This is a genomic window from Candidatus Neomarinimicrobiota bacterium (genome assembly GCA_041154365.1).
GTDB classification, from domain to species: Bacteria; Fidelibacterota; Fidelibacteria; order Fidelibacterales; family Fidelibacteraceae; genus Fidelibacter; species Fidelibacter multiformis.
Map to the genome: position 1 here is coordinate 1,767,340 of AP035449.1, position 13,289 is coordinate 1,780,628.

At 49.0% G+C, this 13,289-nt stretch carries 5 protein-coding genes; all 5 read right to left on the reverse strand.

Annotation, left to right across the window (positions count from 1 at the left end):
• Positions 1-4: 4 nt before the first annotated feature.
• Positions 5-9,334, reverse strand: a complete 9,330-nt coding sequence (locus strainIA91_RS07540; protein WP_400166171.1) for a PKD domain-containing protein — start codon at positions 9,332-9,334, stop codon at positions 5-7.
• A 13-nt stretch (positions 9,335-9,347) separates the two neighbouring features.
• Positions 9,348-10,088 (reverse strand): hypothetical protein, encoded by a 741-nt coding sequence (locus strainIA91_RS07545; RefSeq protein WP_400166172.1) that lies wholly within the window; start codon positions 10,086-10,088, stop codon positions 9,348-9,350.
• Between the two features lie 134 nt (positions 10,089-10,222).
• Complete coding sequence (locus tag strainIA91_RS07550; RefSeq protein ID WP_400166173.1) at positions 10,223-11,695, reverse strand: hypothetical protein; 1,473 nt, start codon at positions 11,693-11,695, stop codon at positions 10,223-10,225.
• A gap of 8 nt (positions 11,696-11,703) precedes the next feature.
• Positions 11,704-12,279, reverse strand: a complete 576-nt coding sequence (locus strainIA91_RS07555) for a hypothetical protein (RefSeq protein WP_400166174.1) — start codon at positions 12,277-12,279, stop codon at positions 11,704-11,706.
• Positions 12,269-13,240, reverse strand: coding sequence for a 3'-5' exoribonuclease YhaM family protein (locus strainIA91_RS07560; protein ID WP_400166175.1), 972 nt, complete (start codon positions 13,238-13,240; stop codon positions 12,269-12,271). Before strainIA91_RS07560 ends, strainIA91_RS07555 begins: the two co-directional genes overlap by 11 nt.
• Positions 13,241-13,289 lie beyond the last annotated feature (49 nt).

The following is a 13,289-nucleotide window of genomic DNA, read 5'->3' on the forward strand; positions in this document are numbered from 1 at the left end:
CCTCCTACCGTATCAGGGTCATTTTCAGGGTTTTTGTATACCCGGCACTGCTGACAAAACGGGTTATATATACCCCGCTGGAAACCTGCTTCCCCGTGTCTGTCTGTCCGTTCCAGCGCCATTCATACCGGCCGATCGCCAGCCTGTCATGTATGAGTGTTCTGATGAGCTGGCCCCGGATATTGTAGATATCACACCGGATCAGCTGATCCGGCCCATCCTCAAATCCCACATCAAAGGTGAGGGTTGTGGATGGATTGAAGGGATTGGGATAATTACCGGTCAGTTCCGTTGTTTCAGGGACATATATGGTTTTCTCACCCAGGCGGTATTCTCCCATATTTCTTGTCCATGCTTTTAATCCGTTGTTCCGGTATAGTGTGGGAATTTCCTGCCATACATCACCCATTTTAACATATAATGCCTGGTTTTCACGACCTTCTTTCAGGGTTAAAAGAACCGGTGCATCAAAGGTTTCTCCGGACAGCCCCAGACGATACAGTATGTGATCCGATGAACCTGCATGAAAAGTGGAATCTACAAGAAGTAGTCGCATGTCTTCTCTGGCAGTCCCTCTCTTCCCAAAGACACCCAATTTCCCGTCTGCACTCTGTCCGTTCCAGTCTGACATGGATTTTGTCATCACCACCGATATATGCCGGATGATCTCTGCCATGCCTGCATAACCATAAGAGAGAACCTTAAGTTCATGGCTGCCGGCTTCCGGCTGGTGTAAACGGGCTGTGTAAGTGTATGAACTTATGGCATTAATACTTACCGGTTCATCATCCACAAAAAACTCCACCGAATCAGCCATCCCCAGACTGTCGTTGAGAATAAAATCGAAATATTGATGAAAAACTGCATTCTGTACCACAGCGATGGAATATTTTCCTGTCGTTACCATTTCCACCAGAAACCGGAGTATCACATTCGCCCCATCGGGCATATTGGTTCGTATGAGGAGGGAATCTGACAGATATCCATATTCCATCTGATCCGGGCGGATAGTGGCTGTAATCGAATCCCGGGCATTGCGGAGGATATTTCCGTCCATCTTTTCCATAGCCAGCCAGTCCGGCTTATACAGACAGTTCCATGACAAGGGTTTATATCCCTCATTGCGGAATATAAACGTGGTATCATAATCCACTCCCAGAATATAGGTCATTGTCAGCGTGTCGGGAGTGGCATTCATCACGGGAGGATCCAGGTTAAAGGTAAAGGTATCTGTTGAAGCGGTGGTAAATTCGCCATCCGCTGCCGTCACAGACCAGGTCACATCTCCTTCCGATGCATGGGGAAAATTCAAAGACTGAACCGGCAGTGAAAACACCGTATCAGAGGTTAAAAACAGCGTATCCAGGGAATCGGTCCGGCATAAAAAGCGGTATGTCAACACCGGATTATCCACATCCACTGCTCCGGTCCAGCGAAAACGCACTGTGTCCGGCCATGTTTTTGTCAATCGTTGATTGTCAGGTGGATACAGAATATCAAAAGGAGCCGGCGGATCATTGACCGGAAGCAGAGTCACCTGAAAGGCACTTGTATCCGATAAGCTCCGGTCTGATACAATCATTTGAACGATTGCCATACCGAACCAGTGTTCCTGAACAGGTATGGTGATGTCATGATATCCCGTATCCAGGCCGGTAGCAGCCGTAAAGTCGGGAATTGCCGTGGTATCACTGATAACCCGAATCCTGAGGGGATCTGCTTCCACATCGGCAAGATGGACCCTTACAACCAGGGTGCTGTCTTCGCTTAATGTCGTATCGGGAATGGCGGCAATAAGAGGTTTGTCATTGGTGGCCGTTACCGTGAGCCTGAGGGTGTCTTTTATGGTTTCCAGGCTGTCATCTGTGGCTGTAATCACCATATCCACATCCCCGTAGAAATCCAACGTGAGATACACAATCATCTGTGTTTGATGGGATGAAGGCAGCAATCCGCCGGGATAGGATTTTTCTTTGGCAAGGTCATTCTTTTCGATCTTTTTGGAGGATAGAAATGCCGTGCCTTTTTGACGGTTCAGGCGTGCTGAAATACCTTCTGTGCTTTTATCGCCCGGTGCCGCCCGGAAATGGACGGAATCCACGGCATCCTCCCGGCTGAAAATCACACTGAAACGCAGACTGTCTGTCGCATCCATATCGTCGAAATAGGTCTCAAGACGGTTAAGGAGGATATAATTTTGCGTATCTTCCGGAATGCTTTTATCCGGCAGGGGAAGACGCACAAAGGGAGGATCATTCAAAGGCAGAACGGTCAGACTGAATGCCAGGGTATCCTCCAATTCCGTATGGTCGCGGACAAGCAGCCGGACAGCATGGGTCCCTACATCTTCATTGTCCGTCTGCCACTGAAGAACAGCTGTCGTATCATTTTGCCGTGTAAACACCATCCCATCCGGACCTTCGTCGAGATGATAGGTCAGGCGTTCCGGTGCTAGGGTATGGCGGTTGTTGTCATCAGCCCCAAGAGTCAGAAGCAAAGCCCGATCCTCCAGAATACTGGTATCACTCTGAGTGCTGACAAAATCCGGGGGAGCCTGGCTCAGATATTGAAATGTATCAGATCCCGGGGATGCCTGGATATTTCCGGCACTGTCCACACTTGTGGTTTGGATTTCATACATTTCCTGATCATCCAGAGCCTGAGCCGGCAAGGTGGGATAATACCAATTCCCGGCATCAGAAATACGCCCCTGAACCCGGGTCACGGCAGATTGCCAGTCAGCTCCATTCCAGTAAAACCCGTCACTCTCACGCTGTATGGCCAGACGGACCCGCTTTACACCTGCTCCGTTATCACTGCAGGTACCCCGGAGTGTGTCGTGAAGGATATAATGTGTGTCGTACACATAGTCACTCACAACAGGCGATGATAAAGGCGCCATATAGTCAAACATGATCCCATCGGATATGGTCGTGTCCGAGACATTTCCGGCTGTATCCACAGCCCGGACAGAAAAGAAATATGTATCACCATGCTGATATCCGCCGTCAATGGTCAAATCCAGTTTAAACGTATCCAGTCCGGCAGATTCCCAGGCATTGGGCAAAAAGAAGAGATTATCACTATCCACACGGACATCATAACGCTGAATGCCGCTGTGGTTGTCTGAAAAATTCTTCCAGGAAACGGGGATTGTCTGAAAGCGTGTATAATCCAGATCCACATTCAAACTATCCATCACTGTTCCGGCTGTCGGTGGTATCCGGTCCAGATAGATCGTTTCAACGGCGCTTGCACTGGTGGTGCTGTTCCCGGCAATATCCTCAAGGGTTGCCCTGATTTGAATGGTTTTCCCGTCACCTGTGCTGAAACCGTTCAGGTCCCGGGCGAGTATTTCATCTGTTACAATGAATGTCTGATCTGCAATATGGGGGATGGTCCGGATATCTCCCACGGTTTTCCAGGGATTGGCCCCCAATTTCATTTCCAAAAAGGTCTGCCCGTTGATGAGTGAAACATCGGCAGCAACCGGCACCGTAACGTTAACGGCAGTTGCTGACATATTATAATAACGGATATTTGGCGTGGATGTATGAATCACATCCTCTCCGGTTACCGTCACCTGAGAAATTGCAAAGGATGCAGGCGGTGTATTATCCACAAGGAGGGATTGATTTCCCGAGAGAATTTGTACCGGATTCTCAGCAGGATCCGTGCCGGACACGCTTACCGTGGCATATCCGTCGTTGTCACTTCCTGCAGGGATGGTCAGGGCATAACTAAACAGACTGTCCGATAATGCAATGGGGGAAAGCAAGGCATTCAAAATGTCATCATCGCTCCCTGTATAATTAACTGATATGAGAGGATTGGATGCCATTCCTTCGGAGAATTCAACCCGGATGGTCACGGCTTCCAAAGCTTTGACAAGGGAATCGGAATATGAAATGACTGCCTGGGGAACCTCACGATCCAGAATGACATCGAGAACAGGGCTGAGTGTTCCGGCATTGCCTGCCGCATCTGTCAGGCGGGCTGTGAAGGATTTTGATCCGTCCGGAGGAATCATATCTCCACTTAGTGTAAAGGTATAGGTTCCGGCGCTCACATCCGTCACATCCAAAACATGGGTGGAAAGGGAGCCTGCATTGACATAGAGGGCAAGCACATCACCTGAAACGGCGGATAATGCGCTGAAATCCACTTCAAGGGTAAATGATTCACTTTCTTCCAGATTGATGTAAGAACCGGCTGAGCAAACAGGTATCAGCGGAGCTGCAGGTGTATGGGCATCAATGGCGGGACAGGCTGTCGCAGAGGGCGATGAATTAAACGTGGCACTCACATTTCCTGCTGAATCTGCCAGGATCACCTGAAGGGGAATTTGCTCATTTTCTCCTCTGTCCGGATCTCCCTGAATCACTGTATAAACTGCCGTGTACGTATTGTTTCCGTGATCTGTAAACCCACTTGTGATGGATTTTGTATTGACCGTCAACGACGAAAGCACCAGGTCTGATTCTTCAGCCCGGATTGTCACTGTAACAGAGTCCCCGATTTTTCGCCAGCCGGAAGAAGGTGAATAGGCTACCGATGTGATCACGGGGCGGTTGGCATCCACGGAAGGTGTGAGAGATGGAGCCGGGGCACTGGTATAGGCAGCGTTTGTATTTCCTGCAGGATCGGCAAGAACAATGCTCACAGGTATTTGGTCGTTCCTTCCCCGGTCTGGATCTCCTTCATCTACAGTATATGTCACGGTGTAAGTCCCGTTTAAATTGTCCGTATACCCTGTGACGGCTTTTCCATTGATGGTGATGGCGTTTTCCAGCAATCCTGTTTCACCGGCTGAAACCGTGACATTCAGTATTTCACCGATGGACAGAATGCCGCTTTGGGGACTGAAGGTGAGACTGGAAATGGCAGGACGTGTGGCATCAACAGCAGGGCAGTTGGCAGCATCGGGAGCTGTATCATAAACGGGACTCAGATTTCCTACGGCATCCCGGACCTGAATGCTCAGGGGAAGACGATCTCCTTCTCCGATATCCGTATCCCCTTCCACAACAGTATAATTCACGGTATAGGTGTTATCCAGATTGTCGGTGAAATGTGTGACTGCTTTGCCATTCACCGTGATGGACTCCTCAAAAAGTCCCGTTTCCCCAGCATTAAAGGTTAAACCCACCACATCTCCGATTTTCCGCCACCCGGAAGCAGGTGAATAACTGACACTGTATATGGCCGGTTTATTGGCATCAATGGCCGGAGACACGGTGGCTGATGGAGACACGGTATACACTGAACTCACATTGCCTGCTGCGTCTGACAGTTGAATACTGACAGGAATGGTTTCATTTTCGGCAATATCCGTATGCCCGGAAGCAACGGTATAAAGCACGGTATAAGTACCATCCCCCAGATCTGTAAATTCTGTAGCGTGATGATCATTGACTGATATGGATACAGGTTGCAAATTTGTTTCCGCTGCAAGAATGGTCATCGTGATGGTCTCGCCGATTTTCAGCCAACCGGAAGCAGGTGAAAAGCTGACACCTGTAATCACCGGCTTTTGGGCATCCACCGCCGGAGAAACACTTGCAGCGGGTGAATCCGAAAAAACGGCACTTTCATTGCCGGCGGCATCTTTCAGGGTCACACTCAGAGGGATCTCTTCATCTTCAGCCACATCGGCATCCCCTTCGGCAACGGTATACACGGCAGAATACCAACCCGTCCCTAAATCTGTAAACCCGGTGACACTTTTCGAATTCACCTGGATGGTTCCGGCTGTGAGTCCCGATTCATTTCCATTGATCAGCAGCGTGATGGTTTCACCGATGGTATGATATCCGGACGCTGGCTCGAAACTTACCCCGGTAATGACAGGTGCATTGGCATCAATAGCCGGACAGTCACCTGCCAGGGGAGATACGGTATACGTTGTGCTTTCGTTTCCTGCCTCATCCATGAGTGTGACACTGACAGGAATCCGCTCGCTTTCGGCAATGTCGGTATGACCTGAAGCCACTGTGTAAATCACCGTATACGAGCCATCACCCCTATCGGTAAATCCACTAACACCTTCACCGTTTACCGTGATGGTCCCTTCGTTTAAGCCGCTTTCTCCGGCCTGGATGGTCATGGTGACGGTTTCACCGATTTTCCGCCATCCTGAAGTCGGACTGAAGCTGACTGTGGTGACCACCGGTGCGCCTGCATCAATGGCAGGCGTCGATGTGGCCGGAGCTGCCAAAGTGTAGGCATCATTGGCATTCCCTGCGGCATCCTGCAACACAATATTGACGGGGATCTGATCCGATTCACCGATATTCTGATCCCCAGCAGATACGGTATATGTGACGGAATAAGTCCCGTTTTCAAGATCTGTAAAGCTTGAAATTACATTTTTACTGTTTAGTGTGAACGTTGTTGCTGTCAACCCGCTTTCATTGGCGTCCACGGTGAGGGTAAAACTTTCCCCGATTTTATGCCATCCGGACGAAGGCTGATAGGTGAGACTGCTGATCGATGGTTTATGTCCGTCAATCGCCGGACTCACGGAAGCATTGGGGGATGTCGTATACGCCGTATTCTGGTTCCCTGCTGCATCTGCAAGGATAAAGCTGACGGGGATTTGTGACGATCCTGCGATATCGTTATCCCCTTCAACAACTGTATAGATTGCTGAATATGTCCCATCCAGATTGTCAGTAAATCCGGTAACACTTTTCCCATTGACTGTCCCGCTGATCAGCGTCAGACCGGACTCACCGGCATTGAGTGAGATTGTGACACTGTCTCCGATTTTCCGCCACCCGGAAGCCGGAGAAAAAGCCAGGTTACTGATGACCGGCACATGGGCATCGATGGCAGGACAGGATCCGGCGACAGGTGAAACCGTGTAGGGAGAATTCTCATTCCCTGCATCATCTATAAGCACCACGCTGACAGGAATTCTCTCAGCATCTCCAATATCCGTATCACCGGAAGCCACCGTATAGTTTACACGGTAGGATCCGTCACCCAGATCAGTAAAACCCGTTACTGCTTTTCCATTTACGGTAATCGTTTTGTTATTCAGTCCCGTTTCACCTGCGGAAATGGTAAGGGTGATATTTTCTCCGATTTTCCGCCAGCCGCTTGAGGGATCAAAACTGACACCGCTAATCAATGGTTTGTTGGCATCGATGGCGGGCGATAAACTGGCTGAAGGAGGTGTGGTATAGGCTGCGTTCTGATTTCCTGCATCATCCTGCATGGTAATGGAAATGGGGATTTGTTGTGTGGGACTCCGGTCCGTGTGTCCGTCCACAATGGTGTATTGTACCGTATAGGATCCATCATTGTTATCCTGGAGGGTTGACGTGACATCCATATTGTTCACCAAGATTGCCGCAGCGCTAAGACCGGATTCACCGGTTTGAAATGTCATCTCAATCACATCACCGATGGGCAAAATACCGCTGTTGGGAGAAAAAGAGACAGCTGTAATAACCGGTGAATGTCCATCAATCCCGGGGCACTGGGTATAGGCAGGAGATGTGGTGTAGGCATCGTTGGTATTTCCTGCAGCATCCCGGAAAATAACCCGGACCGGTACAGTTTCATCTTCATCGATGTCGTCATCTCCTTCGGAAATGGTATATTCTGCAGTATAGCTTGCATCTCCGTTATCTGTCACCAAATCAGCTACCTGCCCATTGATGGTGATCTCCTGGGTGATCAATCCACTCTCACCCGCCTGAATATTCAACCGGATCAATTCTCCCACTTTCAGTAAACCGGTTGATGGGGAAAAAGCAACAGATGAAACCACCGGTTTACTGCCGTCAATCGCCGGACTCACATTGGCTGCAGGTGAAGTGGTAAAGGCTGCGCTTTCATTGCCGGCTATATCTGTCAACCGGACACTGATGGGAATTTGCTGACTTTCTACTATGGTTGTATGGCCCTCGACAACGGTGTAGGTCACAGTGTACGTATTATCCAGGTTGTCGGTAAAATTTGTCACTGCCGCGCCATTGACTGTAATTACATTCTCTGTAAGATCCGGTTCACCTGCAGAGAGGGTCATGGTAAAACTGTCCCCGATTTTATGCCAGCCGGATGTGGGTGAAAAGACCACCGACGTGATCACGGGTTTATTGGCATCAATCGCCGGTGTCACATTGGGTAAGGGTGAAGAGGTAAAAGTATCGCTCAGATTGCCTGCCTGATCGGAGAGTTTCACCGAAATGGGAATCTGTTCATCTTCCGCCACATCATCATGCCCTTCAATCACCGTATAGACTGCGGTATAAATTCCCCCTCCTTCATCGGTCATGTTGGTCACATTCCGGTTGTTCACCTGAATTTGATTCCGGAGCAGATCGGTTTCTGTGGATGTTATCCGGAGAGTGATGGCATCCCCGATTTTATGATATCCACTGGCAGGCACGAACGACACACCGGTAATCACCGGTTTATTGGCATCGATGGCAGGGGACTGATCAGCGGACGGTGATGTGGTATAGGCCACATTGGTGTTGCCGGCCGCATCCTCAAGGATGATACTGACAGGTATTTGTTCATTCTCTCCGATATCAGTATCTCCCTCTTCAATCGTATACACAACGGCCGAGGCTGTCCCGGCGGTGACATTTTCACCATTGATCTGAACACTGTTGATAAAAAGATCCGTATCATCACTGGCATTGATATTAAGGGTGATGCTTTCGCCCACTTTCCGCCAGCCGGATGTAGGAGAAAAGCTTACACTGTTGATAAGAGGCGGGGTTTGATCCCAGGTCATAACTACCTGATCGGAATTGGACATGCCTGCTGAATCAGTCACTGTCAATTGAAGGGTATAATCCCCTTCCTGGCTGGCCCAGACTGTGGTTGCCGCCGCCGTGGCATCTCCGAAAACAACGGATCCGGGACCGGATACCTTAGACCAGGCATAGTATTCAATACCGATATTATCCGTGGAAGCACTTCCATCGAGATTGGCTGTATTGGCCGCAGCAAAATCATCACCGGCAATGGCCTGGGGTCCTTCCGTATCCCCTTCCTGAGTCAGAATAAAGGAATTTCCCCCTGTAATACTCAGGACCGAAGATCTGGCATCCGACGAATGGGCATTCCGGGTAAAACCAATGGTGACAATGGCCGTTTCATTTCCTGAAGTGGGATAAATGGATTCTATCCAGGTATCGGCAGGATTTTTTGTAACGGTCCAGGCTTCGTCCGCTGTGATGGTAAAAGTTGTAGATGTGGATGTTTCGCTGACCACTTTACTGCCGGGACTCACACTGACTGTACCATAAGCAAATCCGGTCCACAGGATCAATACGAAGAGAAACCGGATAATCCTTTTATATGTATTCACAATCATCCCCTTATCAGAAGACCCTGAAACCCATCCGGAGTCCCAGTTCAAGCCAGTTACCCCATCCATTTCCCAGGATATCCGATGTAAAAATTACCCGGGCGCCTGCCTGAATGGGAAAGCGTTTTCCCTTCGTAAGCCCGTAACTCTGTTCCAGATAAAATCCCGGAGCATCCCTGATAATCCCAGCACCCACACCGAACATTCCCGGATGAAAGGGCCGTTCAAAGCTGAGAAAAGCCGCAACACCGGAATAGAGTCCCCCCTGTGGGAGGGAATTTTCAAAGCGGAACGTAGAAATATCCACACCGGCATGGACCTTTTTAAACAGGAGGATGGGCAAACGTGCGCTCATACGAAAATCTACCGATGAATTCCAGGTCATCAGATCTACACTTACCAAAGTTGGTGAAACAGCACCTATAGATACAATAAAACTCCGCTTCTCCCCTGTCTGAATCTGTTTGCCTTGGGCAGGGACTGCCTCTGCCGGTTGTTTAGTCTGTTCAGAAGGCTTATCCACCACTTCTTCGGGAAACAGAAACAGGTCATCTGCACTTTCCACTGTTTCCCCTTCCAAAAAGAGATCCAGATCATCAACCGGCTCTTCACCAGCCATCGTAGTATCCTCCCTAAATAAAGAATCTTCATCTTCGATCCCAAAGAGAGCGTCAAAATCATCCTGAGCCGCAAGCTTCGCAAAGAAAATCACGAAACACAAAAAAATCCTGAAAAACCACATCGCTTTTTTCATGGCGCCTAATCCATATATTGGTTTGGGGGAAACATCTGTTTAACCGGATACTCCTTAACAGATTAAATTTAACGCCCATTATCAGTAAAATCAAGATATTGAATATTTAAAACTTTTTATACTGATAATTTATATCAGCGATACCACAGCCATTCGATATCCAGAATGAACATCCGGTCGTTCGGCATCAGGTTGCGGGCAGTATAAACCTCCTTTTGAAGGACATTTTCAAGACCTGCGGAAAGGGTGAGTGTTTTTACCCGTGCGGATACTTTCCCGTTCAGTGTCCAGTCGGAGACGGTATAACCGGTATATTGATCCCCGGGAACATACCCGGGAAGTTCGGGAATAAAATAGAGTTCTCCGGGGTCATCATGCACCTGCCAGAGTCCTTCGATACGAAAGGTCAAATCCAGGTTTCGAAACAGGGTGGTACCGGCCTGGATACCCGGCAGGATATTGACTCTTCCAGGATGATACCAGAGATATTCCAATCCGTTAAAATCCCGGTAATTCCAGGACAGATCTGCCAAAAATGTTTCTCCACCGATTTCCAGGCTACCTTCACCCTGCATCAGGAGGGCCGGCTCATCAGTCACTGCTTCAACACGATCCGTTGTGGTATTATATTGAAGGGCATAGGTTTCAGTCCGGCGGTAGCTCCAGTGATGACTGGCCTGTAACCGGATATGCCGCCCAAAGGATTGGTCCACAGCGAAGCGGGCTGTGATAAAATCGGCTTCCGTGCCGGCTCCATATTGGGTTATTAAAACAGCCGGATAAAAGCGGGCTTCCAGGGCAATCTTTACACGGGCTCCCCATCGGGAGACGGCTATCCAGCCGTCATATCCGAACACTGATTCATTATTGGATGAGAGGGTAAAACCGGCTTCTCCCAAGGGATGATAAAAAGTGGGAACAAGGTTGATCTGGGAAAAACGAAAGTGCTCATCTCCAGGCCAGGATTCATACCACTCCCCTTCCAGGTTCAGAGACCACCAGTCTTTGAAAAGTACCAATCCACCTACCATTTCAGCATATTGGGTGCTGCCTGCCAGCAAAGAATCCCCCCGGTCCGGTTTAAAGCGTCCATACCGGCCATCCAGATAGGTATCTATATCCACATCTCCCACCGACTTTTTCATGCTCCAGTTCAGGTGGTGGTTCCGGGCATCCCATTGGGTGAATTGATTGGAAAGGGGATTATAAAGCTTTGGTTTCGTGTTCACCACACTCAATTTCAAAGTGTGATCCGGGTTTTGGTAAACAGCGAGAAAATCATTTTTCTTTAACTGGCTGTAACCTTCGTATGTAAGCCATTGCCCGGCCAGAACCCAGCGTCCCTGTGATGACATGGGAGAAAAAAGAATGCGGACATCTGAGAGTCCGAAATCGCCACTTTGCCAGTTTGCTTTTGAAACCGTGGAATCTACATCCGGGACATTCCCGGGGTGCTGTGAACGGGTCCAGGCAGCGGAAAGACGGGATATGCCGTCCAGATTATCCGGTAAAAAAGTAAATTCTTTCCCATATTTTTCAATACCCAGGTTTTGGGCGGATACAAAAGAAGCGGTCATCAGGATCATCACGATGAATTTGTAAAACATAAAAAACCTCATGAAGCCAGATAGTGGGGATATTTTTTAGTGACAAACTGAACCAAAACAGGGCCTAAGATGGCAAATATCAGGGTATTGGATAGAATATGGATGCCGTAAAAGGGGAGCCCGGAAAGGTAAGCCGCCCATATTTGGGCACCGGTAAAGCCGGAAGCCAGGGGAAAAGCCAGACTTGTCAGGCTGTCATAGACAAAAGTCAAAAGCAATCCGCCTGCTCCAAATAGAGATATGAGTATTTTTTTTTCTTGCCGGATGCCCCGGATCACCGGCCGAAGCCAGAAACCTGCAGAAGCGACCAGGATAAATCCCAGCAATTGTGCGGCCAACATTGGGGGATAAGCGAGTCCACTCCCCATGGGATTGGCAACGGAAAACACCAGTTCTCCCAGAAAAGCGACAAAGACACCCCGGATCCATCCCAGGAGAAGACCACTTAAAAATGCAACGAAAAGAATAAATTCCACATTGGGCACGTACAAAAAGGCATATCCAAGTCCCCAAAACAAGGCTAAAAATACACCTGTCTCCACAACACGGCGGTTTCGTTCAAAATGCGCATAACTATTCGTCATGATCCTCCTCTTTCAGTATGGGTATCCGGAAGTAATTCCGGTTACTGGTCCAGATGCCTTCGGAAAGGTCTTCCTCCCGAATTTGTTTCATCATATTCATGCGGGCATCCAGTTCATCAATATAATGGACAAGCAAAGCTTCATCGAAAGCCGGTTTTTTAGGAGCCTGGTATTCATATTCCCCCTGATGGGCCAAAATGATATGTTTCAATTTCAGGGCTGTCATTTCCGGAAATCCCTCAGTTTTCCGGATATAATCCTGGATCAGACTGTACCCCTGGACGGTATGTCCGATAAAATTCCCTTCATCGGTGTAAAAATTATCGGGAAAGCCGTTCAGTTCTTCAAGTTTGCCGATATCATGGAGGATAATACCGCTGATGAGAAGATCCCTGTTCACCGGATACACATCGGCGGCAGTTTCGGCAAGAGTCACCATGGTATACACATGTTCCAGGAAACCGCCTACATAGGCATGGTGGAGTTTCAGGCTGGCAGGATGGTTTTTTATCTTTTGTTCATGATCCTTGCATATAGCCATGGTCAGTTCTTTCAGCCAGGGATCCTCCATGACGGATATGGCATTTAAAACCGATTCCCACATCAGTTCCCGGTCCCTTTTTGTCGCCGGAAAAAAGTGTTCCCATGAAATGCCCATCTCCTCCAGATCCTGGGAGCTCAGGGGTTTAATGGAAGAAACAATCAGCTGGAGGGTTCCCAGGTACTCTTCGCACTGTCCACGGACCCCCACAGGAAGGCCGGTTTTCAGAATTTCGGCGAGTTCCTTTCCCTGCTCCCACACCTTGGCATTGATCCGTCCGGTCATATCCCCCAATACCAGATCCAGGTAGGGCTTGCCGTCCCGGGTCCGTCTCAGGGTTATTTCCCGTATCATCAGCACGGAAGCCACAGGACTGTTGGCCTTGAACGCTTCCACTTTCTTCAGCTCATTCCGTGTCATTCCAATCTCTCTTCGTTAGAACCATCAATATGTTTAGTAACACACCCCT

What these genes read in the sequence shown, in the direction of transcription:
- strainIA91_RS07545 (WP_400166172.1), bottom strand. Translation starts at nt 10,088, where the DNA reads ATGAAAAAAGCGATGTGGTTTTTCAGGATTTTTTTGTGTTTCGTGATT.
- strainIA91_RS07555 (WP_400166174.1), bottom strand. Translation starts at nt 12,279, where the DNA reads ATGACGAATAGTTATGCGCATTTTGAACGAAACCGCCGTGTTGTGGAG.
- strainIA91_RS07560 (WP_400166175.1), bottom strand. Translation starts at nt 13,240, where the DNA reads ATGACACGGAATGAGCTGAAGAAAGTGGAAGCGTTCAAGGCCAACAGT.
- strainIA91_RS07550 (WP_400166173.1), bottom strand. Translation starts at nt 11,695, where the DNA reads ATGTTTTACAAATTCATCGTGATGATCCTGATGACCGCTTCTTTTGTA.